The 25,607-nt window shown below is 62.7% G+C and carries 23 protein-coding genes; 8 read left to right on the plus strand and 15 right to left on the minus strand.

From position 1 onward, the window contains the following. Positions 1-122: 122 nt before the first annotated feature. The 5 genes from AB431_RS00640 (at position 123) to AB431_RS00660 (ending at position 6,249) form a co-directional block, all read left to right on the plus strand. A complete protein-coding gene (locus AB431_RS00640) occupies positions 123-1,604 on the plus strand; it encodes an aldehyde dehydrogenase family protein (RefSeq protein WP_082135496.1) in 1,482 nt (493 codons plus the stop codon). A gap of 87 nt (positions 1,605-1,691) precedes the next feature. Continuing rightward, complete coding sequence (locus AB431_RS00645) at positions 1,692-2,294, plus strand: hypothetical protein (protein ID WP_052960134.1); 603 nt, start codon at positions 1,692-1,694, stop codon at positions 2,292-2,294. 343 nt (positions 2,295-2,637) lie between these two features. After that, entirely contained in the window at positions 2,638-3,249 is a 612-nt protein-coding gene (locus AB431_RS00650; RefSeq protein ID WP_369802958.1) for a TetR/AcrR family transcriptional regulator, read from the plus strand. A gap of 189 nt (positions 3,250-3,438) precedes the next feature. After that, the gene (locus AB431_RS00655) at positions 3,439-4,680 is read left to right on the plus strand and encodes an acyl-CoA dehydrogenase family protein (protein WP_047328319.1); all 1,242 of its coding nucleotides are present in this window, start codon (positions 3,439-3,441) and stop codon (positions 4,678-4,680) included. Between the two features lie 6 nt (positions 4,681-4,686). Further along, on the plus strand, positions 4,687-6,249 hold the full coding sequence (locus AB431_RS00660) for an AMP-binding protein (protein WP_047328320.1): 1,563 nt from the start codon (positions 4,687-4,689) through the stop codon (positions 6,247-6,249). Positions 6,250-6,262: 13 nt separating this feature from the next. Here the strand turns inward: AB431_RS00660 and AB431_RS29305 are convergent, their stop codons facing one another. From AB431_RS29305 to AB431_RS00685, 5 genes are all read right to left on the minus strand, one after another. Further along, a complete protein-coding gene (locus AB431_RS29305; protein ID WP_082135497.1) occupies positions 6,263-6,883 on the minus strand; it encodes a TetR/AcrR family transcriptional regulator in 621 nt (206 codons plus the stop codon). A 72-nt stretch (positions 6,884-6,955) separates the two neighbouring features. Beyond that, on the minus strand, positions 6,956-8,152 hold the full coding sequence (locus AB431_RS00670; protein ID WP_047328321.1) for an acyl-CoA dehydrogenase family protein: 1,197 nt from the start codon (positions 8,150-8,152) through the stop codon (positions 6,956-6,958). Positions 8,153-8,176: 24 nt separating this feature from the next. Further along, positions 8,177-9,430 (minus strand): acyl-CoA dehydrogenase family protein, encoded by a 1,254-nt coding sequence (locus AB431_RS00675; RefSeq protein WP_200902679.1) that lies wholly within the window; start codon positions 9,428-9,430, stop codon positions 8,177-8,179. Beyond that, on the minus strand, positions 9,324-10,202 hold the full coding sequence (locus tag AB431_RS00680; protein ID WP_047332932.1) for an SDR family NAD(P)-dependent oxidoreductase: 879 nt from the start codon (positions 10,200-10,202) through the stop codon (positions 9,324-9,326). The genes AB431_RS00675 and AB431_RS00680 overlap by 107 nt, the downstream gene beginning before the upstream one ends. Before the next feature lie 73 nt (positions 10,203-10,275). Then, on the minus strand, positions 10,276-11,514 hold the full coding sequence (locus tag AB431_RS00685; RefSeq protein WP_158423493.1) for an amidohydrolase family protein: 1,239 nt from the start codon (positions 11,512-11,514) through the stop codon (positions 10,276-10,278). 339 nt (positions 11,515-11,853) lie between these two features. Between AB431_RS00685 and AB431_RS30695 the strand changes: the two genes are divergently transcribed. Both AB431_RS30695 and AB431_RS00700 read left to right on the plus strand, forming a co-directional pair. After that, a complete protein-coding gene (locus tag AB431_RS30695; RefSeq protein ID WP_052960137.1) occupies positions 11,854-12,114 on the plus strand; it encodes a Zn-ribbon domain-containing OB-fold protein in 261 nt (86 codons plus the stop codon). Further along, positions 12,111-13,292 (plus strand): thiolase family protein, encoded by a 1,182-nt coding sequence (locus tag AB431_RS00700; RefSeq protein ID WP_047328326.1) that lies wholly within the window; start codon positions 12,111-12,113, stop codon positions 13,290-13,292. Before AB431_RS30695 ends, AB431_RS00700 begins: the two co-directional genes overlap by 4 nt. A 4-nt stretch (positions 13,293-13,296) precedes the next feature. Here the strand turns inward: AB431_RS00700 and AB431_RS00705 are convergent, their stop codons facing one another. From AB431_RS00705 to AB431_RS00730, 6 genes are all read right to left on the minus strand, one after another. After that, the gene (locus AB431_RS00705; RefSeq protein ID WP_047328327.1) at positions 13,297-14,451 is read right to left on the minus strand and encodes an acyl-CoA dehydrogenase family protein; all 1,155 of its coding nucleotides are present in this window, start codon (positions 14,449-14,451) and stop codon (positions 13,297-13,299) included. Positions 14,452-14,469: 18 nt separating this feature from the next. After that, positions 14,470-15,498 carry a phosphotransferase family protein gene (locus tag AB431_RS00710; RefSeq protein WP_047328328.1) on the minus strand — a complete coding sequence of 343 codons (1,029 nt, stop codon included), beginning with the start codon at positions 15,496-15,498 and terminating at the stop codon, positions 14,470-14,472. A gap of 48 nt (positions 15,499-15,546) precedes the next feature. Beyond that, positions 15,547-16,755 (minus strand): cytochrome P450, encoded by a 1,209-nt coding sequence (locus tag AB431_RS29315; protein WP_052960138.1) that lies wholly within the window; start codon positions 16,753-16,755, stop codon positions 15,547-15,549. Positions 16,756-16,783: 28 nt separating this feature from the next. Further along, the gene (locus AB431_RS00720; RefSeq protein ID WP_047328329.1) at positions 16,784-18,247 is read right to left on the minus strand and encodes an aldehyde dehydrogenase family protein; all 1,464 of its coding nucleotides are present in this window, start codon (positions 18,245-18,247) and stop codon (positions 16,784-16,786) included. Continuing rightward, entirely contained in the window at positions 18,244-19,140 is an 897-nt protein-coding gene (locus AB431_RS00725) for a hypothetical protein (protein ID WP_047328330.1), read from the minus strand. Before AB431_RS00725 ends, AB431_RS00720 begins: the two co-directional genes overlap by 4 nt. 103 nt (positions 19,141-19,243) lie before the next feature. Continuing rightward, positions 19,244-20,125: a MaoC/PaaZ C-terminal domain-containing protein gene (locus tag AB431_RS00730; RefSeq protein ID WP_047328331.1), complete on the minus strand. Its 882-nt coding sequence runs from the start codon at positions 20,123-20,125 to the stop codon at positions 19,244-19,246. A gap of 167 nt (positions 20,126-20,292) precedes the next feature. On the opposite strand from AB431_RS00730, the gene AB431_RS00735 reads away from it, so the two are divergent. Next, complete coding sequence (locus AB431_RS00735) at positions 20,293-21,441, plus strand: acyl-CoA dehydrogenase family protein (RefSeq protein ID WP_047328332.1); 1,149 nt, start codon at positions 20,293-20,295, stop codon at positions 21,439-21,441. A 253-nt stretch (positions 21,442-21,694) separates the two neighbouring features. Here the strand turns inward: AB431_RS00735 and AB431_RS00740 are convergent, their stop codons facing one another. From AB431_RS00740 to AB431_RS00755, 4 genes are all read right to left on the minus strand, one after another. Continuing rightward, positions 21,695-22,909 carry a thiolase family protein gene (locus AB431_RS00740; RefSeq protein ID WP_047328333.1) on the minus strand — a complete coding sequence of 405 codons (1,215 nt, stop codon included), beginning with the start codon at positions 22,907-22,909 and terminating at the stop codon, positions 21,695-21,697. A gap of 11 nt (positions 22,910-22,920) precedes the next feature. Next, complete coding sequence (locus tag AB431_RS00745) at positions 22,921-23,286, minus strand: Zn-ribbon domain-containing OB-fold protein (protein WP_369803103.1); 366 nt, start codon at positions 23,284-23,286, stop codon at positions 22,921-22,923. Positions 23,287-23,367: 81 nt separating this feature from the next. Continuing rightward, entirely contained in the window at positions 23,368-24,582 is a 1,215-nt protein-coding gene (locus AB431_RS00750; RefSeq protein WP_047332934.1) for a CaiB/BaiF CoA-transferase family protein, read from the minus strand. Between the two features lie 246 nt (positions 24,583-24,828). Continuing rightward, positions 24,829-25,533, minus strand: coding sequence for a TetR/AcrR family transcriptional regulator (locus AB431_RS00755; RefSeq protein ID WP_047328335.1), 705 nt, complete (start codon positions 25,531-25,533; stop codon positions 24,829-24,831). Positions 25,534-25,607: the final 74 nt, after the last annotated feature.

Here is a 25,607-nt window from a genome sequence, read left to right on the forward strand (position 1 = left end):
ACGTCTGCCGTCCCCCCGGCCGATCGTCTCCGCGCCCGCGAAGGCAAGCCGGCGCAGGACACGGTATCGCCGAAGTTTCCCCTGTGCTCCTCCCCAGATACCCACCGAGAGAAGGAATTACGATGAGCCGAGCGCCCGAATTGCGTTATGAGTCGAAGATGCTGATCGACGGCAAGCTCGTCGAGGGAAGCAACGGGACCTTCGAGAATTTCAATCCCGCCACTGAAGAGTCTCTCGGACATGTGGCAAATGCTTCGAGCGACGACATGCGAGTCGCGATCGGCGCCGCTCGACGGGCCTTCGACGAGACCCAGTGGGCGACCGATCATAAATTCCGGCAGCGCTGCCTGCTCCAACTCCAGGAAGCACTCGAGCGTGAACAGGACGAGATCCGCGAAGAACTCATCCGCGAAGTGGGGTGCCCACGCGCAATCACGTTCGGACCCCAACTAGATGCTCCACTCGCCGACGCGCTGCGGTACCCGGCAGATCTGATTGACCATTACCAGTGGGATTTGGATCTTGGGGACGCGCTGATTTCGGTAACAGGACAAGAATCCAGCCGGCATGTCTGGCGCGAACCGGTTGGTGTCGTCGGCGCCATCGTGCCCTGGAACTTCCCGTTCGAGGTTTCGTTGAACAAGTTGGGCCCTGCGCTGGCAACAGGCAACACCGTGGTTCTCAAACCGGCACCCGACACACCGTTCAATGCCACGCGAATTGGCCGAATCATCGCCGAGCAGACTGATATTCCTGCAGGTGTCGTTAATGTGGTGACATCACAGGATCACCTCGTCGGCGAAGAACTCACTCTATCGCCGGAGGTCGATCTGATTTCGTTCACCGGCTCCACAGCCGTGGGCCGTCGCATCATGGAGAAGGGCGCGGCGACCCTTAAGCGGCTGTTCCTCGAGCTCGGCGGCAAATCTGCGACGATCGTGCTCGACGACGCTGACCTCAACTCAGCGTGCACCCTGGGTCTGGCACCCATCGTCCACGCAGGACAAGGATGTGCAACACCAACTCGAATGCTATTGCCCCGCAAGCTCTACGACGACGGGTTGGCCATTCTGGAGGGCATGTATGCCGGCATCCCGCCAGGTGATCCCCAGGACGCCGGCACTCTGTGCGGCCCGGTCATCTCCGCAAAGCAACGGCAGCGCGTCCTCGGGTATATCCAGAAAGGCATCGACGAAGGAGCCCGCCTGGTCGTGGGTGGCACGAGCGCTCCGTCCGGATTCGACAAGGGACACTGGGTGATGCCCACGCTGTTCGCCGACGTCGATAACGCGATGACGATTGCCCAGGAGGAGATCTTCGGGCCGGTTCTCGTCGTCATTCCCTACGATGACGATGACGACGCCGTCCGCATCGCCAACGACAGCATGTACGGTCTCGCGGGAAACGTGATGGGTAGCCCTGAACGCGCCGTTGATGTGGCTCGTCGGCTCCGCGCCGGATTCATCGGTGTGAACGGTGGCCCCCCCTACGGCGCCGCCGTACCGTTCGGTGGCTACAAATCGAGCGGTCTGGGCCGCCAGAACGGTGTCGCCGGCTTCGACCAGTACACCGAAGTGAAGTCGATCGGATGGCCGGTGGGCTGATGCGGGGGCCCGTGTCCCGGCGGCCGGCCCTCCGCCCTCAACCGATAACACCTGCGCCGCAAGAGGAGTCGACAGACAGGGGAAGAAATGACGGCGTACTTCGATGATCCCGATCAACATCCGCAGCCAGACGAGCCTCTCCCGCTGGTCAGATTCCTCGCCGAGCACCGGCATTTCGTGTATCGCGCGGCTGTCGTCGGCGAGACGGTCACCCAGGTAGTTCACCGCGCAGGGGGGTGGATTTTCGATCAGACGGCGCTTGGGTGCCACGTGACAGTCGTCACCAAAGACACCCGCGGTGCTGATGCACTCAAGGTACTGGGCGCGCGATCGGTGTCGATCGATGAAGCCGTTCGATGCGGAGACCAGCCCAGGCCGCACATACTGATGGCCAGCACGGCCCTGTGTAAGCGCGCCCTCGGGGTCCGCAGAGCTGTTGCCGACATCATCGAGAGCGACGACACGACCGTGTATCTGTTCGGCGATGAGGTGTCGGCGACACTGAACCCCTCAATCCGGTGCGTGGAACACAAACTCAGTGTTGCGACGCTCGCGTTCAAGGCGCAAGCGCTCCGTCTACTGGGCGTCGACTCGAGTGAGACCTCGGAGGTGTTCGGCCGGGCAATCGACACGATGGCGTCGACCTTCGACTCGAGCAAGGTCAGGTCAATTCGGACCCCCGCACGGTAATGCCCGAGTCACCGTCGCCGTCCCACGCGGGTGCGTTTGCCTAACCTGCCGCGACCGTCAGGCTCTCGGGACAGTTTCGCGGCTACGCTTCGAAACCACCCCCCGAACGATCTGCGCTCCTACGACCGACCCGACGGTCGGACGTATCGCCCCGAAGTGGAGGTTAGGCAGAAACAGCCCACGGTAGCCGGAGGTGTCCGCTGCAGATCCTGGTCGGCGTTTCGGGGGGCGCGATGGCGGGCTGTGCTGGTGCTGTTCTAGGTAATCGGACGTCTGTCCCGCAGCCTGCCTGTCGCAGCCTGGACGCGTTAGTATCACGAGTCGACATAGATGTGTATTGCGGGTGAATGTGAGTAAGCAAGTGGCGCCTCCACGTCGGACCGGATCGCCGGACGCAACGACCCGCAAACTGCTCCTGGACGCGGCCGAAGAGCTGTTGATCGAAGGGGGCTACTCGGCGATCACCGGGCGGGCAGTAGCGAAGAAAGCTGGGCTCAAATCACAGCTTGTCCCTTACCACTTCGGGACGATGGACGACTTGTTCTTGGCGGTCTTTCGCCGCCGAGCAGAACAGGGCCTCGAGCGACACCGGGCGGCGCTGAAGTCCGACCAGCCTCTCTGGGCTCTATGGCGGATGAGTACCGACCCGCGGATCGTGGTGTTCACAATGGAATTCGTGGCGCTGGCCAACCACCGCCGGGCTCTTAAGCAAGAAATCGCCTACTACGTTGAGCGCATGCGCGACGAGCAGGTCAAGGCCCTATCGTCGATCCTCGAGGGCTACGGGATCCCGCCCGAAGCGGTTCCCCCCGAAGTGGTGATGACGATGATGTTCAGTGTGTCTGGCGTATTGGCCATCGAGGAATCATTGGGTGTTGAGCTAGGACATTCATCCACCCTCAGGTTCTCCGAACGCTGGATTCGTCAGTACGAAGGCGATCCGCCGGTCCGGTGAGGTAGGCGGCGGCACAAGGCATTCGCCGTGTACCAAGGCGCGCCACGCCGCACCGCGGCACTTCGATAGCACCATGTTTCGCTTGAGGGTTGACCACGCCGCCAGCGAGATGTTAAGCAGTTGCTTAACATCTCGCTGGTGGTCAATCCCGGCCAGCGGCGAGCGACGGATGCGATTGGAGAGTATTAAATGGTGGTTGACCCATCGGAGACCGTCGAACAGTTCCGTGGGCGCGTTCGGGATTGGCTGGCGGCCAACCTTCCCCGGATCACCCCGGGCGCCACCGCCGCCCGTGACTCTGATGAGCTCTGGCATCGCGCCCGAGAGCTACAACGACTTCTCTATGAGGGCGGATTCGCCGGGATCTGCTTCCCCCGTGAGTACGGCGGCTTGGGGCTCAGCTACCCCTACCAGCGGGCCTTCGACGAGGAATCGCTCGGTTACGAATTGCCGGTATGCCTCAACCTTCCCTCCTTCGCCATCTGCTGCGCCACCATCCTCGACACCGGCAGCGAGGAACAGAAGAAAACACATATCGCCGCGGCAATCCGCGGCGACGAAGTCCTCGTTCAGCTGCTATCAGAACCCGGCGGAGGATCCGATCTCGCCGGCGTTACCACCCGAGCTGAACGTCGTCCCGATGGGCGATGGGTGCTCAACGGAGCTAAGACCTGGAGTACCGGCGCCTTTGCCGCCGACTACGGACTATGCCTCGCCCGGACCGATTGGTCGGTCCCGAAGCACGAGGGACTCACCATGTTCCTCGTGCCCATCAATCACCCGGGGATCACGTTGCGGCGCATCGAGCAGGTCAATGGATCGCGGGAATTCTGCGAAGAATTTCTTGACGATGTCGACGTCGGTGAGGACGCGGTGCTCGGTGAAGTCAATAACGGATGGGCCGTGGCTACCCGACAGCTGTTCCACGAACGGCTGTCGCTCGGCAATGGATCTATGTACTCCAGTGGCGTGGGCAGCGAGTCTCCCGAAGACAGGCCTTTGGATTTTATCGATCTGGTGGCCAGATCCGGGCGCGACAGCGACCCGGCCGTTCGCCTCGCTGCAGGGCGCGCACTCGTCCACCGGCAGGTCACCCGTCAACTAACGGAACACATATTCAAAGGCATGCAGGACGGCACGATTCCGCCCACCTACGGCACCATTTTGCGTTTGGCAGCGGCCGAAACCCACGAATTCGAAGCGGACACAGCTCTCGCCATCGCCGAAACCTCCGCCGCCGTCGACTGCAGTGACGGCTTGTTCGACGTCGGGGAGCGATTTCTGAGCCGACAGGTGTTGAGCATCGGGGGCGGCACCACCGAAATGGCACGCAACGTGATCGCCGAACGAATACTCGACATGCCACGCGAGTACTCCGCGGACCGCGGCGTGCCGTTCGACCAAGTACGCCACAACCGGCCGCCGACATAATCGCCAATGACGAGTCACATCGCCGTACGCACCGTTCCGATCGACCTGCGCCGCAGCTACGAAGCGCACGGTTGGTGGGACAACCGTGGGCTCGGCACTCTGGTTGAGAACGGACTCGGAGCTGCTCCCGACGCGGAATTTGTCGTGCACTCTGCGAGCAATCCGTTCGTGGGCACTTTCGGACAGGTGGACCTACTTGCCCGCAGACTCGCTGCCGGCCTACAACGACGCGGAATTGGCCCCGCCGATATCATCGCTTTTCAACTGCCGAACTGGGTTGAGGCAGCGGTCACCTTCTGGGCCGCTGCATATCTCGGCGCCATCGCTGTGCCGATCGTGCACTTCTACGGTCCGCGGGAAGTCGGTCATATCCTGCGGGAAAGCCGTGCGGATGTCTTTGTGACCGCGGCACGGTTCGGGCGGATGGTGCACGACCCAACCATCAGCGCCGGCGTGCCAATCGTCGCCGTGGTCGGGCGAACATTCGACGCTCTGCTGGCAGACCACCCGCTCCCAGGGCCGTTGCCGTGCGACCCCACCGGTCCGGCGATCGTCGCCTACACCTCAGGCACCACGAGCGCACCCAAGGGTGTTGTCCACAGCCACCAGTCAATAGGCTTCGAAGTGCGGCAACTGGCCGCCGTCCAAGCCGAGGACCGTGGCCGGCCACTTACCGTGGCGCCGGTCGGCCATTTCATGGGGATGCTCAGCGCCTTCCTGCTGCCGTTGTGCGATGGCACACCGATAAATCTGCTCGATGCCTGGGAACCCGGCCGGGTGCTGGAACTGATGTCGTCACACCAGGTTTCCTTGATCGGCGGTGCACCGTACTTCGTGACAAGTCTCTTGGAGCACCCGTCGTTCACCCCGCGTCATCTTCCACAAATGAGATACGCGGGACTCGGTGGGGCACCTGTACCTCGGACTGTCGTTGAGCGCCTTGCCGAACAGGGCATAACCGTGTTCCGCTCGTATGGATCCACCGAGCATCCGTCGGTCACGGCAAGTCAACCCCACGACGATGCGGACACCCGCCTGTACACCGACGGTCGACCACTCACCGGTGTCGAGCTCCGGCTGGCCGAAGACGGCGAAATACTAACGCGCGGACCGGACTTGTGCATCGGATACACCAACGAAGAACTCACCAGGCAAGCGTTCGACGCCCAGGGTTGGTACCGAACAGGGGACATCGGTGTGCTCGATGAACATGGTTGCCTTTCGATCACCGACCGCAAGTCCGACCTGATCATCCGAGGCGGCGAGAACGTCAGCGCCGCCGAGGTCGAGGAGGTCTTGCGGTCGTTTCCGCGGCTGGCTGATGTCGCCGTTGTCGCGGTGCCCGACGCCGCCCTGGGGGAGCGCGCTGGTGCGGTCGTGCAAATGGTGCCCGGAGCGCCTCATCCGACGCTGGAGGCGGTGCGCGCGCATTGCGAACGGTCGTCCTTATCGCGCCAGAAGTGGCCCGAATACATTATTCCGTCCGAAGTTCTTGCGCGGACCGCGACGGGAAAGCTGCGCAAGCAGCACATTCGCGAGCAGGCGCTCCACTGGCTCGCCTCCCAGTAAAAAACGTCGAGACTCAGCGTTCCGCCGGAGACGACAGCGTCTGCTCGAGACCGGCGTTGAGGAAATCGGCGACGCCTGCGGCCCATTCACCGTTGTCTCGCGAACCCCGGTATGCCGTGTGCATGGCCAGCCACAGATGAATGCCGATGATTCCCGGCGCCGTCGCACCTGACCGGCCAGTAGTGGGCTGACCCGCGGCCGCAAGGTGCTTCGTGATCCATCCCTGCAACTGAGGCTGAAGCCGCCCAGCGAAATGCCGGCGACCGGCATCATTCTTGGCGAACAGGATGGCGTTGAGCATCTCGCCGAGGCGACTCATGATGGCCGATAACGACGCATGCATCTCAGCCAGCCGCGACGACGGATCAAGACCATCCATGCGAATGTCAGCGGCAGCCAACTCCTCTTCCAAGATTCGGTCGAGCGGACGCAGCACCGCCTCTTCGAAAAGTTCGCCGGTCGATGAGAAATGCTGGTAGATGGTTGCGTTGTTGACGCCCGCGGCGCGGGCTACCTTGAGGACCGACGTCCGGTCGATGCCCAATTCGAGATACACCTCTTGAGCCACCCGCGTCAGTTGCTCGCGGCGCTCGGCGGCCGAGAGCCGAACGCGTCGAGCCTTAGCAGGGGGCATGGGTGAGACGATAGCCGAAATGTCGTATAACCCGGCGGTTGAACCAACGGCCGAGCGAGGAACCCCGCGGACTCACGTCCACGTGGCCACGCTCTTGCGAACATCACGGAACGGAACATCTCGATCCAACGAGGGTTCACGAGGCAGGCCCAGAACCCGCTCCCCGATCAGATTGCGTTGAATTTGATCGCTGCCCCCGCCGATGGAGTTCTCGAAAGCGCACATCGCAGCCAAATGTGCGCGGTCTGCGGATTGCGAGTCAGAGCCCGCCAGCAAACCCTCCGCGCCGAGCAACCTCGCGTGTAGTCGTGCCGAATCGTGCAGGAGTTCGGACATGGCTAGCTTGACCACCGAAGCGGCCCGCTCGTCGGTCGAGTTCTCCGCGCGCTCACCGTTCCAGTGCGCAACACGTTCGAGCGCGTAGAGCCTGGCGATTTCCTGGCGCACCTCTCGGTCGCGGTTCCGCCCCCGTTCTCGCGCCAGCGTGATGAGCGCATCGATCGAGGTGCGGACCAATTCGGAACCCTCGTCACGGTCATGAACCGTGCCCCTACCCATCGCCATCCGCTCGAGTGCGAGCGCGGTCTGCAGCACCGACCATCCACCGTTCAGATCACCGATGCGGTGGGTGTCGGCGACACGCGCGTCGGACAGAAACACCTCGTTGAACGTGGCCCGGCCCGTCATCTGTCGTATGGGACGGACGAGGACTCCCGGCTGCCTCATCGGCAACAGAAACAGCGTGATGCCTTTGTGTTTAGGGACGTCCCAGTTGGTTCTGGCAACTAGCAGCCCGAGCGTGGATTCCGCTGCAAGACTTGACCACACCTTTTGACCGTTGACGACCCACTCGTCGCCGTCTGGCTCGGCGCGGGTCTGCACCGCCGCAAGATCAGACCCTGCACCGGGCTCGCTGTAGAGCAGGCAGGTTCGATGCTCACCTGACAGCAGCCCTCGCACCGTCGACCGGCTGACGCTTTCATCGGTTCCGAACAGATTGATGACATTGGCGATCAGGCGGTTCGCGGTGACGTCAACCGCCCCAAGGGGAGCATCGGCGGCCGCGAATTCCTGGATCACCACCTCATTGGCCTCGAGCGGCAGCCCACGCCCGAAGAGTGTGGGCGCCAGATTCGGGCAGGCCCACCCGGCATCGATGACCCTGTCGACGAATGCGCCGACTTCCTGTGGCGGCCTCCAATTCTCGGCCAACCATCGCCGAACCTCAGCACGCATGGCGCCGGCCGCTTCGTCATCCCATTGATCCATCGAAGCCTCCCTCAACTGTGATCGCTAGAGGCCGATTACGTGCGCCAGCGATTCACGGTGATATGCCGGATCACCGAAGAGCAGGTCGTCGGAAATCGCCCGCTTGAAGTACAGATGGGCGGGATACTCCCAGGTGACAGCGATGGCACCGTGAATCTGGATGTTGTCACGGGCAGCGTTGAGGCAGGTTTCCGAGCACACCGATCCCGCGATAGCAGCTAGCTCATCAAGGCGTTCGCTGCGTTCGGACACCCCGCGAGCGGCTGCGACCGCAGCCGCTCTGGCCGCCTCGACGCCGGCCATCATATCGGCACACAGATGCTTGATCGCTTGAAAAGATCCGATCGGGCGGCCGAATTGCACACGCTGACAGGCATATTCGACAGCCATATCCAATACTCTTCCGGCAACTCCCACCTGTTCGCAGGCCAGGGCCACCACCGCGATTCGCGCCACGTCGCTGACGATCTTCTCGCCCGGGCCGGGAGCGCCGACGCGATAGGCGGGGACGCCGTCCATCTCGATGCGAGCAAGTCGTCGCGTCGGATCAAGGGTGGTCATCGCGGATCGAGTCAGACGGCTGTCGCCGCCCTCGACAGCGAACAGGCCCACCCCGTCGTCACCCTTGGCGACGACCAGAATCACCGACGCGATCTCGCCGTCTAGAACGAAAGACTTGCAGCCCTGCAGGTTCCAGCCGCCGCGGCCACGCGTCGCGGTCACGTTCACCGTGGGGGCGTCCCAACGTCCGTCATCCTCGACCCAGGCGACGGTGGCAATCGTGTCACCAGAGGCGATGGTCGGCAACCACCGCTCCTTCGCGAGCTCGTCATCGGAGTTCAGCAGCGTGGTAGTTGCGATGGCCGATGCCAGGAGTGGCGCGCACACCAGCGAGCGACCCGCTTCCTCGAGCACCAGGGCCGTCTCGTTGAACGAGAAACCAGATCCACCATACTCTTCCGGTATCGATAGACCTTGAACCCCGAGCTGATCGGCAAGCGCGGCCCACAACTGCGGGTCGTAACCGTGCTCACTTGCCATTGTCTCCCGCACGACGGATTCAGGTGACTTGGCGGCGAAAAAAGAACGTATAACGTCGCGGAACTGTTGTTGCTCAACGGTGAACGAGGCGCTCATCGCGGACTCCGTATGATCGGATCGCCTTGGCGGCTCATACCGGTTGAGGCGGCAGCATCGGCGCCTCCAGCGGAACCAGGTAGCCGTCTTCGTCGCGGATCGAATCGATATGCTCGGCAACGTCTTCGACGCTGGCGCCATCAGGGCCGGCAAGCCAGCCGGCAGTCAGCCCGACGAAACTTCGGCCGTACCAACCGGCGCCTGCCGCATAGATTTCGTGGGTCGCCGTGCATTCCCTCGATGCAAGATACACGACCATCGGGGTCACCAAGGTCGGATCTAGTGCCGCCCCGACCTCGCCGAGCAATCCGTCCGTCAGGCGCGTACGCGCAAGCGGTGCAATGACATTGGATTGTATGCCGTATCGGGCTCCCTCGATGGCGATACCGCTGGACAGGCCGACGAGCCCCATTTTCGCCGCACCGTAGTTGGCTTGTCCGAAGTTGCCGAAGAGGCCGGCCGCCGATGTGGTGAAAACGAAACGGCCGTAACCGTTGTCCTTCATCGCCTGGAAGGCGGGTTGACTTACAAAGAACGCCCCTCTGAGGTGAACGTCCAGGACAGCGTCGAATTCGGCGGCGGTCATCTTCGCGAAAGTCTTGTCCCGGAGGATGCCCGCATTGCTGATCACCACGTCGAGTCGGCCGAACGCTTCAAGGGCGGCGTTGACGACCGCAGCCCCCCCTTCGGGAGTTGCGATGGACTCCGAACTCGGCACGGCGGTTCCGCCGGCCGCGGTGATCTCGGCGACGACGTCCTGGGCCGGTGTACTTTCGACTCCTTGCCCGTCCGGCGCCGCACCGACATCGTTGACCACCACCTTGGCGCCGCGTCTGGCCAGCTCGAGTGCGTAGGTGCGGCCCAAACCGCGACCGGCGCCGGTCACCAGGGCGACCTGGTCAGCGAATGAGATCACTGCTTATCTACTCCTTTGAAGACGTATTCCGCGAACTGCGCTGTGCGTTGGGCGGTATCGGTTCCGGCGCCTAAGCGGTCGGAAGTGGGATGTTGTACAACTCGGCGGCGTTGTCCTGCAACACCCGGCGGCGGGTGTAGGCATCGACGTGCGAAAGCGCGGTCGCCAATCGCTCGCGTGCACCTGGGTAGATACAGGTTGGGTGCGGCACGTCGGTCTCGACCAGGACGTTGTGTACGCCTATGTCTTCGATGAGGTGCTTGGGTCCCGAGCGCTCAAACCAGAACGACACGTAAATGTGGTCGGCGAAATACTCTCTCGGACGTCGCTTTTGGAGCGCGATCTCGGCTGGATCGGTCACCATCTCATCGAGCTGAAATTCCATCGCCTCGATGATGAACGGCACCCATCCAATGCCGCTCTCAGCGGAGAACACCTTGATGTTGGGGAACCGGTCGAAGAAGTTGCCCATGCAGAGGTTCAGGATGATCCTGGCGTTGCTCATGTAGAACTGGCTGGACAGAATCGCCAACCGCCGTTGGGGGCCATAGGAGTCCCAGTAGACATCGGGATTGGATTGAGCCATCGGATTCATCGACGTCTGGTTGCCGATCTTCTTGTCCCCACCGCCGGCAATGTGGAAGTTGAATACCAGGCCCATGTCGTTGCCCAGCTGCCACATGGGTTCGAAGTACTCCGAATCCAGCCCAGGCAGTCCGGTGTTGTGTGGCTTGTCGCTGATCGTGAATCCCCGCATGCCACGCTCGCGCAGGCGAACCATCTCTTTGAGGGTGAGATCCATGTCCCAGGTCGGCAGCAACGGCTGCGGGAACAACCGGCCACCCGACTCCTGCTGGACGTCGGCCATGAAGTCGTTATAAGTCTGAATCAGAATTGCCCGCTGGGCTAGGTCGTCGACGCCGAAGAAGGTGTTTGACGAAAAGCCCACGGCGTTGGAGAACAAGATCTGGGCGTACACGCCCATCTCGTCGAGCAACTTCACCCGCTCCCGGGGGTCCCACGTGGACGAGTCGACTTCTTCCCACGGCTGCACAAAGAGTGTGCCCAATTCCTTCTTCTTGCCGCGACTCAAAGTGTTCCCGCCGATGCCCATGAGCATTTCGTCTCCGAGATACCAGTGGGTGACCCCGTCCTTGGTGCGCATCTGGGGCACCTTGTCGTGCATCGACGCCGGCACCCGAGACGTCCACAGATCCGGCGGTTCGGTGAAATGCGAGTCCGAGTCGATGATGTGGATTCCATCGAGCAGCTGATCCACCTGGTCAGAATTCGTCAACGTCGCTGTCACGCGATCGCCTCCCCACGCGTTTCGAGAATCGAGTTGTTCGGCGCGATTCTGCACCTGATAGTCAAGGTACCGAGCCGCGGAGGTAGAAGCAACTAGTTACTTGACGCCGCCTCGAGCTCGCTTCTACAGTCGCGGCATGCACGGCGCAGACCACTACGCAGAGCGCAGTCAGTCGGCTCGGCGATGAGCACACGGGTAGTTCCGCCGGTAACCGAATCCCTCTCGGGATACTGGCGGCAGGGCGGCGGCGGCTCGTTGATGATTCCAATGTGTTCGGGGTGCCGGCGCTGGTCTTACCCGGAACTGGCGCCGACCTGCACCGTCTGCGGGGCATTGACGGTGCTCTCGCCCCTGCGTGGCATCGGCACCGTGTACAGCTACACCGTCAACTTTCACCAGTATCACCCGGATGTGTTGCCTCCCAATATCATCGCGTTGGTTGAACCAATCGATGACCCGAGTTTGCACCTGATTTCCAGCATCGTCGATTGCGAACCCGAACGCGTCCACATCGGACTCGAAGTCGAGGTGTGTTTCGAATCGCATGGCGACATCAAGGTGCCGGTGTTTCGTCCGCGACGTGGGCCCGGGGATCGATGAGCCAGCAGCGCCAGCCATTCGTCTCGGGGCTGGGTCTGTCGCGGATCGGCCGCCACACCGGGCGCGCCGGGCTGGCCCTGACGCTCGAGAGTGCGCAACAGGCGATTTCCGACGCAGGTCTGACACCGTCTGACATCGACGGTGTCGCCACGCTCGGCGATACCCCGCAGAGCGTGGCGGCCCAGGCCCTCAACATCGAACCGCGATTCCGTGGCGGCAAGGTCGGACGTTCGTCCTTGTTCTCTCCGTTTCTGGATGCGTTCGACGCCGTTCGCCACCGACAGGCACGCCATGTGCTCGTCTACCGCACCGTGAGCATGCTGGGCGGGGCCTACGACCCGTCAGCTGCCGCAGACAGCGAGTGGGACCCCAAACTCGATCCCGGCCAGAATTGGCGTGCCGACCTCGAACACCTCAACACCGATATGGATCTGCTTCTCGCCGCGAACGCGTTCTCGGCGGCGAACTGGTTTGCTCTGCACTGCCGGCGACATATGCACCTTTACGGCACGACCAAGGAGCAACTCGGTTGGTTGGCGGTCAGCAGCCGACGGCACGCCACGCTCAATCCCGATGCCGTCTTTCGTGATCCGATGTCACTTGACGACTACCTCACGGCACGACCGATCTCTGAGCCGTTCGGGCTCTTAGATTGCGACGTTCCGGTTGACGGCTCGGTGGCGATGGTGATCTCGCACGGCGACCATGTCGCCGACTGTCCGCATCCGCCGATCCGGTTGGCCGCCGCCGGAGGATCATCCGGTGCCGGTGGGTGGACTCAACGGCCGGACTTCCCCAATATGGCGATGGTCGATGCCGCAGCAGAGCTGTGGCACAACACCGATTTGCGCCCCCGCGACGTCGACGTCGCCGAACTCTATGACGGCTTCGCCTTTCTCACGTTGGCGTGGCTGGAAGCGCTAGGGCTCTGCGGCGTAGGAGCTTCAGGCTCTTTCGTCGAAGGAGGCAACCGGATCGCCCTGGACGGCGAGCTGCCGCTCAACACCTACGGTGGCCAGTTGTCGGCCGGCCGCTTACACGGGCACTGGATCTTGCACGAAGCGTGTCTGCAATTGCGCGGCGCGGCCGGTGCGCGCCAAGTCCCGAACCGGCCAGAGGTCGCAGTGGCTTCCAACGGTGGCGGCCCCACAGCAGGATGTGTATTGCTCACAGTGTGAAGGGCTACACCGTAGCCCCGCGCAACATCTGCCTGGCCACCACCATCCGATGGACTTCGTCTGGGCCGTCGTAGATTCGCGCGTACCGTGCATTGCGGTACATCCGCTCGAGCGGGGTGTCGGCACTCACGCCCAGCGCGCCGTGCACCTGTATTGCCCGGTCGATCACGTTGTGCAGCATGGTCGCCCCGAAGACCTTGATCATGCTGATCTCCACGCGAGCCGATTCTCCCGCGTCAATGCGACGGGCGGCGTCCAGGGTCATCAGTCGGGCGGCGTGCATCTCCGCCGCGGAATCGGCAATGAAACGCTGGATTTCACCCTTGTCCGCCAAGGCACTGCCGTGGGCGTAACGTGTCTTCGCGCGATCACACATCAACTCGAAAGCACGCTGTGCCTGTCCGAGCCAGCGCATGCAATGCAGGATCCGCCCTGCCCCGAGACGCTGTTGAGCGATGGTGAAGCCCTGACCTCGGTGTCCGAGCACTGCGGTGTTGGGCACGCGTACGTCCTTGAGGCGAACTTCGCAGTGCGGGGCCAGCGACCCGAGAGTTGGTATCACACGGACGATTTCATACCCAGGGCTATCAGTGGGTACCAGGAGTGCGGTGAACGCCGAGTGTCGCTCCTCCGCCGCGGCTTCGGTGCGGCAGAACACCGTCGTGACTCGGGCAAGGTTCGCACAGGAGACGAACCACTTATGGCCGTTGATGACCCATTCGTCTCCATCTAGTACCGCGGTGGTCGTCATCAACGTGGGATCCGACCCCGCGACATCAGGTTCGGTCAGCGCGGTGGACGGCAACGCCGCCGCAGAAACCAGGTCGCCGAGGTATCTCTCCCGTTGTTCCGCCGTGCCGTGATCGGCGATCATCATGCAGTCGTGCATCGACGCCGTTCCCAGTGCGTACATACCCCATTCCGACCTGCCGATGATCTCATTGAGGTAGACGAACGGCAGGAACGCCACTCCTCCTCCACCGATCGCTTTGGGGTGACCCAGAGCCCACAGACCCCGTGCTTTCGCTTTCACCCGCAATTCATTGAGCTTGGCGGAGTTGAAATCGCCGGAATCGTGGAGCTCGGGCTCCGCGGGGATGATCTCGTTCTCGACGAAGTCGCTGATCTGCTCACGCAACGCCGATGTGGTGGGGTCCATGATCGTGGTCTCCTACTTTCACTGTGGAGGTCGGTATGTCGAGGATTCGGCGAGTTCGGCAGCCGCGGCCATGCTCGCCAGCGCCGAGTCGCCGAAGGCGGCAAGCTTCTCGTCCTCGGGGGCGCGCTGAAAGCCGCGTTCGAGTACCACCGCGAGCTTCCATCGGGCTAGCACCAGGTAGTAGTCGAAGTCATCCATCTGCCGTCCCGATGCAGTGCCGTAGTACTCGGCGAGCGCGGTGCGCGAGGGCATCCCGAAGAGGTCTCCGGCATGATGGGTTCCGATCACCGCGGGGTCCTCGGTGTCATCCGGCCAAAACTGCAGCGCCCATGCCACATCGAGCTTGGGATCGCCGATCGTCGACATCTCCCAGTCGATGATCCCGGCGACACGTGCCGGAGTGCTGTGCTCGAACAACACGTTCGCGAACTGATAGTCACCATGCATCCGACCGGGGATGTAGTCGATCGGACGGGATCGCTTCAGCCAGGCGGTCGCGACATCCGCGCCCGGCAGCACTCTGGTCGTCGAGGACGCCAGCATCGCGCTCCACCGGCTGACCTGCCGCTCGTGGAATCCTTCTGGCTGCCCGAAGTCGGCAAGCCCCCGGCCGCGCCAGTCAAAGGCCCCCAGGCTGACCGCCGCGTCGAGCAGCGCGTGCGCCAGTTCGGCACGAAGGCTCACGTCGTGCGCGTAAGGCGGGGGCCATACCGTCGAATTCGCGGATGACCATCCATCGAGATAAGCGCTGAGATAGAAGTTGCGCCCTAATACCTCGCGGTCGGCACAAAGCGCGAGCGCATCGGCATGCGGCACCCCCGAACCTTTCAACGCCGACAGAATCCGCCACTCCCGCAAGATGCCGTCGTCGCGGTCGAGGGGTGCGCCGAGGGGAGGTATGCGCAACACGGCGTGCAGATCGGATCGGTGAATCTCGTAGATCTCATTCTGTGTGCCCGATGAGATGGCCACGGCTTCGACAGCCTGGCCGCGGCCGGGCAGGTCTTCTCCATCCAGCCACGCGCTCAGGCGGGCGAGATCGATCACCGTACAGCCGGAAGTCTCGACCCGAGTGTTCCAGTCTCGGCGGGAGTTTCAGCCATGCTTGGGCGTCATCACCACCGGGACTGAGCGCGCCACGTGCCACACGCTCATGCCCTTGTCGTCCCAAGTTACGGAGCTGTCCGGCGCCAGGGAGATGTCACCGAATCGGGCCAGTATTTCTTCGAACTCGACCCGCAACACCATGCGCGCGAAATGCGAACCCACACATCGGTGCACTCCCCCACCGAATACCAAGCTGCGATTCTTCGCTCTTCCGACGCGGAAATCGAGTGGGTCGTCGTACTCCGCGGGATCGCGGTTGGCCGCGTCCACCAGGTATGCGACGCGCTGCCCCGCCTTCAATGCCACGCCATCGATCTCGACATCGGCCGTGCACCGCCGAGGCACGAGATCCACCGGTGGCACGAGCCGAAGATGCTCTTCGATGGCCGCTTCGATGTCCTCGGGGTGATCTCGAAGTCGTTGCATCAGTTCGTGATCCTCGAGCAGTCGGACAAGAAAGGAACTCGACGCGTTGGTCGTCGTCTCGAATCCGCCGAACAGCAGCACCATGACGGCGCCGGCCACCTCCTCGTCGCTCAGGCTCCTGCCGTCTTCGACGGTCCCGTGAACGAGCGCGTCGACGACGTCGTCGTGGCGCCCAGCCGCACGGCGCTCAGCGACGAACGCGAACAGCCACTTCACGAAAGCAGTGTTCGACTCGGTGACATCATGATCCTGTGAGCCGAACAGCGTCTCCTCGACCCAGCCGCGAGCTCGTTCGAGTACCTCCTCCTGCACGTGCATGAGCAGGCGAAAGGTCAACACCGGCGGCAGTGGCTGAAAGACCCGGGCCGCGATGTCGAAAGGGTCTCTCGGAATGCCATCGAGGAACTCGGAGATGATGGCACGAGCCTTGGGTTCGTACTCGGCGACCTTCTTGGGACTCAGCCAGGGATTGATGATGGTGCGAAACTGCCGATGCAGGGGTGGATTGGTGTCCAGGGGCGGCATCGTCAGCGGGAAAGGCTCGACACCGATCCGGACCTCTCGGCCGACCTCGAAGTTTTGCCAATCCTGCATGACACGCAGGACGGCGCTGTGTTTGGCAAACACGTAGTAGTCGCCACGTGAGTCCACTCCGCGCGCTACCGGACAACGATCGAGCAGGAAGTCCACCGCCGGGGCGACATTGTGGTGTCCGAGGCGGTTCGGATCGAAACCCTCACGCATCCAGTCGTATTCGGTGGAGCTGGTCATCGCAGCCTCTCTTGTCCCGCACAGTCCCCTAGTTGGGTACAGCAATCGTCTTGGGCTCTAAGTACTCGCGGAATCCGTGCACGCCGTTGCGCCGTCCCAGTCCGCTTTGCTTGAATCCGCCGAACGGACTGTCCAGATGGCTGAAAGGAGCACCGTTGACGCTGACTGTGCCCGTCTTCATCCGCAGGGCGATCCGTACGGCGCGGTCTTCGTCGGCGCCGCTGACCTCGCCGGAGAGCCCGTAGATGGTGTCATTCGCGATGGCAACCGCTTCGTCGTCCGAGTCATACGGTGTGACGGTCAGGACAGGCCCGAAGATCTCCTCCTGCGCGACAGTCGAACTGGGATCGACGTCGGTCAACAGAGTCGGTTCCACAAAGAAGCCATCTGTGAGGTGTGCAGGAATCGAGCCACCCGTGACGAGGGTCCCCCCATCCCGGACACCTTCGGCGATGAGTTGGAGTACTTTGTGACGCTGCTGCTCGCTGATCAGCGGGCCTTGAACGGTTGCCGGATCCCACGGATCGCCAACGGTGATCGACTCGAGTACCGACCGCAGGATCTCGACACCTTCGGCCATCCGCCGGCGAGGGAGCAGGATTCGGCTGCGCATGATGCATGCCTGTCCAGACATCACCGCAACGGATGCCGCGCTACGTGGCAGACATGAGCTCAGGTCCGCGTCGTCGAGCACAATATGTGCTGACTTTCCGCCCAACTCGAGGATCGATTTCTTGACCGTCGGAGCGGCTGCCGCGAGAATACGCCGGCCGGTCGCGGTTGATCCGGTAAAGGTGATGACGTCCACCCGTGGGTCAGCGACCAGCGCCGCACCCACTTCATTGGCGTTCGACAGCACGACATTGAAGACACCGGCCGGGATGTCGGTCTTCTCGGCAATCAGCCGTCCGAGTTCGCTACCGGCCCACGGTGACAATGGAGCCGGCTTGAGAACCACGGCGTTGCCGGCCATCAGGGGCGCCATCGTGTCGGAGATGTTGAGATAGAACGGCGCGTTCCACGGCGTGATGACACCGACAACGCCCGGCGCGTCGTAGTGAATGAAGTGGCGCGCGGAATTTTGCCCCACCCGCTTGACCCCATTGTCGACGAGATAGTCGAATTCGCGGCCGAATTCGGCCCAGAAGGCCACCTCGTTGATGGGGCCGTCAATGAGAGCCGGAGTCAGGGAGATCGGCGCCCCGACTTCAGTGACCTCGATCTGACGCAGCCGTTCCCGCTCCTCGCGGAGGGCGGCTTCGAGTTGTTTCAGGCAATGATGGCGGAATCCGACGTCACGCGACCACTGGCCGCGATCATGAGCGCGTCGGGCCGCCTGCACAGCGCGGGCGACGTCGTGGGCGCTGCCGTCGGCTGCCTGTCCTGCGACGAGGCCGGTCGCTGGATCAGTGACATCGAAGAGTCCGCCTCCCTCGGCTTCGACTAGTTCACCGTCGATGAGCATGCGCGATTCGCCGGTTGGACGGCTCATATTGGCGCCCCTGATGTCGTGAATTGGTAGCGGGCTCCGTGACAGTCCTCTGGCGCGGTCCGCACCAGGTCGCCGATACGTTCCGTCTTGATCGACTTGCTCGCCAGGTAGGCCTGCACACTGTCGAGGTCTTTGACTCTGAACGTCACCGAGTACACCGCGTTATCGCTTGCGGCGACGTAGTCGGCCACATCGGCGGTGGAGTCGCTCGGTTCAGCCAGTTCTACGACAATGTCGCCCACGCTCAGCCAGGAGGACTTGGCTCCCGGAGTGGAGTCGCTGGTCTCGCCGAACAGCTGGGCTGACCACAGGCCCGTGAAGATCTCCTGGGTAGCGAGTCTGCTGCGAGTGCCGACGGTCACGTACGCCAGACCTTCGATGCCCAGGGGGTGGGCTGCCCACAGCCGCTGCAAGGACGACCATTCTTCGCGCAACCGAGGATCTTCGGCCACCAGGTCGTCGATGAACTCGATGATGAGGCCACCGATGTCACGGGGTCGGGGAAAGAACCACGTCCGGTCGTTGGCCTGCTGCAGACCACACCGTATGCCGCGGTCGGTCAGGTCCTCGGCCAGTGCGACGACGTCGTCGGACACGAAGCCGATCGAGTGCAGCCGCTCGCCGTATCGTCCATAGAAGCGGCCGAAGGCTGTTCTGTCGTCGACCGGTATCTCCGGCGCCACTGTTTCCACGCAGTAGTCCGAAATCATGAGCAGCGAAGCCCAACGTTTCTCTTCAGCCAAGTAGGTGGGTTCGTCGAGACCCAGGAAAACGAGGCCACCGAATACGTCCTCGTACCACGCGTTGAGCTCGCGGATGTCTGCACTGACGTGGATGACATGGATCAACGCCCCAATCCCGAACGGCCCAGTTTTGCTTGGCTGATGGCGCACGATGGGGATCTCCTGTCGGCAGCGATGAAGACGGAGTGTGGCGATGCGTGACTGACGCCGAGTCCACGGTAACGGCGGAACAGGTCTAAAGCAACCAGTTACTTTAGCTCTGGGGGGCTGGGTTGTACTCGGCCAGTCCATCGTCGAGCACCGTTCGGGGGTTTGATCCGTCTTCCGGCGAAGCTTCGGTGCGGAAGACTGCTGTGCCCGACCCCAGCGCCCAGATGGACGTGAAGAGAGTTTCACCCGGATAAACCGGGGAGGTAAACCGCGATGACATCGAGGTGATGTTGGAAGCGTCTCCGCCGCCGACGGTGGCGACGAGCGCCCGGCCCGCCACGCCATATGTGCATAAGCCGTGCAGGATCGGTACGGTGAACCCGGCCATCTGGCTGGCGAACCACGGGTCGCTGTGCAGTGGGTTGCGGTCGCCCGAAAGGCGATAGATCAGCGCCTGATCCTCTCGCGTGGACAACCCGACTCGCCAATCCGGCGCACGATCCGGCGGCTGTGGCGCCTGCGGGCGGCCGCCGGCAGGCCCGCCGAACCCGCCGGCGCCGCGGATGACCGCCGTCATCTCGGATTCCGCGACGAGTTGGCCGGTGTCCGGATCGACTCCGGTGGATCGGAATACGACGATCGCGTTCTTGGACGGGCCCTTGTCTTGCAGATCGGCGACCTCAGAGACCACGTGGAGCCTACCCGCTGCAGGCAATGGCGAGAACAGGCGGATTTGCTGCGAGCCATGGAGCAACTTGCTCATGTCGAACGTCCCGATCATATCGACCGCACCCCACGACGGACATGCGATCACGGCGAATGTCGGAAGGACTTGCTGTTGGATCCCGTGACTGTTCTCGGTGGTGAAGGCCAGATCATCGACGCCACAACCGACGCCCAAGGCATAAAGCAACGTCTCACGGTCGGTCCACTCGATGAGCTTGGGTTCGGTCCGTCGCCCGATCGAATTGGGGTCAAGCGCCATCGGTCAGTCCTTCCGCCGGGTCGCCATGCATGCGCTGGCGCCGGTGACGGTACTTCGTCGGCGTGTATAAAGCAACTAGTTACTTGACGCAGATGTAAGCGCGTCGTAGGTTGCGATCGGTGCAGACTCGCACGCCCCGGGCCGGGACGAACCTTTGAGGAGCGGCATTGGAACGCAACATCTTCGAACCGGAACACGTCCAGTTTCGGGCCACCGCCAAGGCCTACTTCGAGCAGGTGTGCGTCCCGCATGCCGAGGAATGGGAACGTCGCGGATACGTCGATCGAGAAGCGTGGGTAACGGCGGGCGAGCTTGGGTTGCTCGGCTGGCAGATGCCTGTCGAGTACGGGGGCGCAGGCATCGACGATTTTCGTCTGAATGCGATCGTCAACGAAGAATCCTGGCTGACCGGATCTATCGGCATGGGGTTCGGAATTCAGAACGACATTGTGGCGGGTTACCTTCGTGATCTCACGACCGACGAGCAGAAGCAGCGATGGCTCCCCGGGTTCACTTCTGGCGAACTCATCACCGCGATTGCCATGTCGGAGCCCGGGGTGGGCTCTGACGTCGGACAGCTCACGACATCGGCACGTCGCGCCGGGTCAGACTTCATCGTCAATGGTGTGAAGACGTTCATATCCAACGGATTGCTCGCCGATCTCGTTCTCGTCGCGTGCCGAACCAACCCCGACGCAGAAAAGCCACACAAGGGGATAAGCCTGCTGGTGGTCGAGGATGGAATGCCGGGCTTCAGCCGAGGCCGAAAGCTCGACAAGATCGGCACGCGAGCTGCCGATACCGCCGAGCTCATCTTCGACGACGTCGTTGTACCCGCCAGCAACGTGGTCGGCGAGCTGAATATGGGCTTCTACTACTTGATGCGGAACCTACCGTCTGAACGCCTGGGCATCGCGATACACGCGGCGGCGCAGGCGCGTCGGGCTTTGGATCTGACCAAGCCGTATGCGCGTGACCGTCAAGCCTTTGGCCAGTCCATTGGGACATTTCAGGTCAACCGACACGCTCTGGCGGCGATGCACGTCGAGTTGAACGTCCTGCAGACCTACGTCGATCAGTGCATTTTGGCGGTCAACGCGGGGCAACTCACTGCGGACGAGGCGGCCGGCGCAAAATGGTGGGCGAGCGAAACCCACTGGCGCATCATCGATCGCTGCCTCCAGATGCATGGTGGCTACGGCTATATGAACGAATATGAAATCGCACGACTCTGGCGCGACTCACGGGCACAGCGCATCTGGGGCGGCACCAATGAAATCATGTTGGACATCGTCGGGAAAGGCTTGGGTTTCTAACGCCCGGACGTCATGCGTTCGCAGCGTGACCAGATAAATGGTCGCGTGGATTCGTGGTCGAGCCTGTGAGGCACTCCTTCTCTGCCCCAACGGTTTTAGTCTCGCATGTCGGGCATCAGTCGACGGCGTCGGCAGGCACGTACGCGCGACGTTGTGCTGCACAGCTTGACCCGTGCCGACCACCTGCGGTCGGCCAGATCGCGAGTGCAGCGACACACGCTGCGCAGGACGTTCGCCGCGCCACCGCCGGCTGCTAAGCGGCGGACTTCTCCAAAATGTGTACGCCGCAGGCAGACCCGAGGCCGATGACGTGCGCCAGGCCCACACGCGCGCCCGGGATTTGGCGGTCACCGGCTTCGCCACGCAAATGGTGGCAAACCTCCCACACGTTGGCGATACCCGTGGCCGCAACCGGGTGACCCTTGGACTCCAGACCACCGGAGACGTTCACCGGTGTCGTCCCGTCGCGCCAGGTTGCACCAGAGTTGAAAAAGTCGACGGCTCCGCCCTCTTGGCACAGCATGAGATTGTCGTAGTGCACGAGCTCGGCGGTGGCGAAACAATCGTGCAGCTCAACCAGGTCGAGGTCGTCGGGCCCCACCCCGGCCTGCTCGTAGGCTTGCCGGGCGGCGTTGCGCGTAAGGGTGCTGATATTCGGCAACACCTGGCAGGCTTCCTCCCAGGGATCGGTGGTCAACACCGAGGCAGAGATTTTGACCGCACGACGTTGCTGGGCCAGGGAGAGAGTTTTGAGCTTTCGTCCGCTGACGATGATCGCCGCAGCGGCGCCGTCACAGTTGGCTGAGCACATCGGGCGGGTGTTGGGGTAAGCGATCATGACGTCATTCATGATTTCGTCCACGGTGTAACGCTTCTGGTACGCCGACAGCGGATTGAGCGTGGAGTGGGCGTGATTCTTCTCCGAGATCCGCGCGAACAGCTCGAATGACGTTCCGCCGTACCGGTGACCGTACTGCATCCCTATCTGGGCGAAGACGCCAGGCATGTTCTTCGTGGTGCCGATGCGGCCTTCTATGTCCGCTACGCTGCCGTAGCGCCCAGTGGGAACCCAGGCGTTGCCCGACGTGTCCGGCCCGGGATTGACCAGCAGACCAAGCCCCGCGAGCTTCTCGACACCGACCGCAAGGCCCATGTCGGCTTCGCCCGCTTTCAGCGCCATGATGACAGTGCGCAGGGCGGTCGCACCGGTGGCACAAGCATTCGCCACGTTGAACACCGGTATGCCGGTCTGACCGACCTGCTTTTGGACTTCTTGGCCGAAAGCTACGCTACCGCCCATCAGATTGCCCGCCGCCATGACGCCGACGTCGCGCATGGATGCGCCACCATCTGCCAATGCATCTGAGATCGCTGAAGCTGCGAGGTCGATGGTGTCTTTGTCCGGGTGTTTACCGAACTTCGTCATCGCTATACCGAGGACGTAGACGGCATCGTTGTTAATTGTCATATGTGCTCCCCCTAGGTCGTAATGGGTGCGAAACCGAAGCCGACGGCCTCGGTTCCCTCGTCGTCGGTGCCCAGCGATGTGAGCGCGAGCTGGACCTTCATGCCGGTGGAGATCACATCCGGATCTGGTTCTACGCCAACGAGGTTGGCGGAGACAGCGGTGCCCGCGCAGTCGATCACCGCGGCGACGAACGGAACTTCGATACCGGGTGCAGCGGTGCGGACGATGGTGAACGTCTCCACGATCCCTTCAGTGGGAACGTCGCGTGTGACAAATTCTGACGTGAAGCACGCCGCGCAGGAGTTGCGACGTCCGAAGAAACGAGCCCCACACGACGCGCACTCGACAACAACGAGGTGCGGGTTGGCCCCGAGCACGAGGTAGTCAACGAGGGGAATTTGATTGCCGGACAACGTTTCATCCTTCCTGGGCTCTGACGACGGTTCGGGTGAGATGCATCAGAGAATTGCGCCTGCAGTCTTTTCGTCTTCGAGTTCGTCCCAGGTCAGTCCCAGTTCGAGCAGAACTTCCTCGGTGTGCTGACCGTGTTCGGGCGCGCGCACCAGTTCGGCCGGTCTCTCGTCGAACTGCACCGGGTTCGCGACTAGCGTGAACGGCGTACCACTGCCGGATTGCACGGAGGGAAGATAGCCGTTGGCCACCACTTGCGGATCGTCGAAGAGCTCCTGAGGGACCTGGTAGACCGACCACAGGAAATCGGTACCGGCGAAGAAGGTTTTCCATTCATCGAGGGTGCGCGCGGCGAAGACATCGTCGAGTTGTGCAATGCACTCGCGACGGTTGGTGTAGCGGGAACTGCTGTCGTGAAACCGAGGATCCTCGACCAGCTCACCACGGCCCACCCCCTCGCAGAAGGGCTTCCAGAAACGATCCGACTGGAACATTCCGAGAATAATGATCCGGCCGTCTGCGGTGCGGTAATTGTTGGCCAGCGGGTTGGGCGCTTCTTCTCGCGGGAACCGAAGCACCTCATCGAGGTGCTGTCCGCCGATGATGTCGAAGCCGATGGTCCACATCGCGCAGTTGAGCAGCGAAACATCAACTGTAGGAACGGCACCCGTACGTTCCCGGCCTAACAGTGCCGCGGCGATGCCACCTGCCAACATCATCCCGCTCGGCATGTCACCGATGCCGGCCCGATGTGGTGCCGGCCAGCCGTCCGGATCTGTCCGAAGTACCTCTGCGATACCGCTGCGCGCCCAGAAGGACGTCGTATCGAATCCGCCAACATCGGCATCTGGCCCCTGGCTGCCCTGCCCGTGGCCGCGTGCGTAGATGATGCGCGGGTTGCACTCACGCACCTCATCGACGTCGATTCCCAGCCGCTTACGCGCTCCTGGCAACATGTTGGTGAGCAAGACGTCCGAGGATTGGATAAGACGGTTCAGCAGCCGGCGCCCCCGCGGATTGGCGACATCGAGGCCGACACTGCGCTTCCCTCGGTTGACCTGCTCGACGAGGAAGTTGACCTCGGGCTGGGTGTCGACTCCCATCGCGGTAACCGACAGCATCCCCCTCATGGGGTCGCCAGTGAGCGGGTGTTCGATCTTGACTACGTCGGCGCCCCAGTCGGCCAGAACCGCGCCAGCGGCGGGAACAAAGCCGAACGAGGCGACTTCGAGAACCCGTATGCCGGTGAGAAAGCCGGTCATCGGCGACACCTGCTCGGCACCTGCCGGTTCGGCGTGCGCGCTATCAAAGCCGACGTCGCCGTGCGGTCATTGCAAATTTGCATCACCTCATCGCCTTCCACCGGGTGCGTCTGTCGACGAGTTCGGTCGGCAGCCACCGTTTCGGCGAGCAGCCCGAAATGTGATGCTAGATTGCGCCCGGCTCGTGTGTCAAAGTAACTAGTTATTTGGCCGATCCGCCGGCGGCGGCGACACCGGGGTGCGTGCCTATCCGCGCTTGGTGCGCTTGGTGCGCTTGGCTGCCCGCGCTGCAGAGGCGTCTGCGTTGACCCGGTTCCGCCGAGTAGAGCGCGCCATGCCGTAATACAGCAGGTCCCCCAGCCATCGGGCTTGCCCATGGACGTCGACGTCGACGCCGCGCATCATCGCGTCCAAAGCGATGCCGTAGCACATCCCCCAGATGGTCATGATCATCGTCAGCGGATCGACATCGCGGTGGGGACGGCCTCGCAGAGCGAACTCGGTGCCGCCGGCCCACCGCTGAAAAAGCGGCCACAGACGTTCGTTATAGAACGTGCGCCCCAGCGCTGGATCGGAGAACAAACCCACACCCAACAGCGGCGTCAGATCAACAGCCAGGGCAAGCTGCCGCTCCATCTCGGCGAGGAACGTACGCGTTCGGGTCTTCTCGTCAGCGTCATTGAGTCGATCGATGTCGACGAGCACCTCGGCGACGACCGCTTCGAGAGGTTCGAAGACCGCCGCAAAGAAGATGTCCTCCTTCGATCTGAAGTGCCGGAAGAGCGCCGACTCGCTGACCCCCGCCGCCTTTGCGATCTCGAACGTCCGAGCGCCCGCCAAGCCGTGTGACCGAAAGACTGCGGTCGCGGCTTCGACGATCAGCGCGCGCTGCGGGTTCTCACCAGCAGGCTCGCCGTTGATGTCTGGGGACCGCGTCGGGGGTTGCTCCACGTGGACACGGTAACCCCCGGGACGGGTTCATGAAGTAACCACTTGGTCAGGTCACGGCGTGCCGGGGGCGCCGC

The sequence above is a fragment of the Mycobacterium sp. EPa45 genome, from assembly GCF_001021385.1.
In the GTDB taxonomy this organism is placed as follows: Bacteria; Actinomycetota; Actinomycetes; order Mycobacteriales; family Mycobacteriaceae; genus Mycobacterium.

Coding starts and splice junctions, on each gene's coding strand:
- AB431_RS00640 (WP_082135496.1), top strand. CDS start 123: ATGAGCCGAGCGCCCGAATTGCGTTATGAGTCGAAGATGCTGATCGAC.
- AB431_RS00645 (WP_052960134.1), top strand. CDS start 1,692: ATGACGGCGTACTTCGATGATCCCGATCAACATCCGCAGCCAGACGAG.
- AB431_RS00655 (WP_047328319.1), top strand. CDS start 3,439: ATGGTGGTTGACCCATCGGAGACCGTCGAACAGTTCCGTGGGCGCGTT.
- AB431_RS00660 (WP_047328320.1), top strand. CDS start 4,687: ATGACGAGTCACATCGCCGTACGCACCGTTCCGATCGACCTGCGCCGC.
- AB431_RS29305 (WP_082135497.1), bottom strand. CDS start 6,883: ATGCCCCCTGCTAAGGCTCGACGCGTTCGGCTCTCGGCCGCCGAGCGC.
- AB431_RS00670 (WP_047328321.1), bottom strand. CDS start 8,152: ATGGATCAATGGGATGACGAAGCGGCCGGCGCCATGCGTGCTGAGGTT.
- AB431_RS00675 (WP_200902679.1), bottom strand. CDS start 9,430: ATGGCGCCAGCGTCGAAGACGTTGCCGAGCATATCGATTCGATCCGCG.
- AB431_RS00700 (WP_047328326.1), top strand. CDS start 12,111: ATGAGCCAGCAGCGCCAGCCATTCGTCTCGGGGCTGGGTCTGTCGCGG.
- AB431_RS00705 (WP_047328327.1), bottom strand. CDS start 14,451: ATGGACCCCACCACATCGGCGTTGCGTGAGCAGATCAGCGACTTCGTC.
- AB431_RS29315 (WP_052960138.1), bottom strand. CDS start 16,755: ATGACCAGCTCCACCGAATACGACTGGATGCGTGAGGGTTTCGATCCG.
- AB431_RS00720 (WP_047328329.1), bottom strand. CDS start 18,247: ATGAGCCGTCCAACCGGCGAATCGCGCATGCTCATCGACGGTGAACTA.
- AB431_RS00730 (WP_047328331.1), bottom strand. CDS start 20,125: ATGGCGCTTGACCCCAATTCGATCGGGCGACGGACCGAACCCAAGCTC.
- AB431_RS00740 (WP_047328333.1), bottom strand. CDS start 22,909: ATGACAATTAACAACGATGCCGTCTACGTCCTCGGTATAGCGATGACG.
- AB431_RS00750 (WP_047332934.1), bottom strand. CDS start 24,582: ATGACCGGCTTTCTCACCGGCATACGGGTTCTCGAAGTCGCCTCGTTC.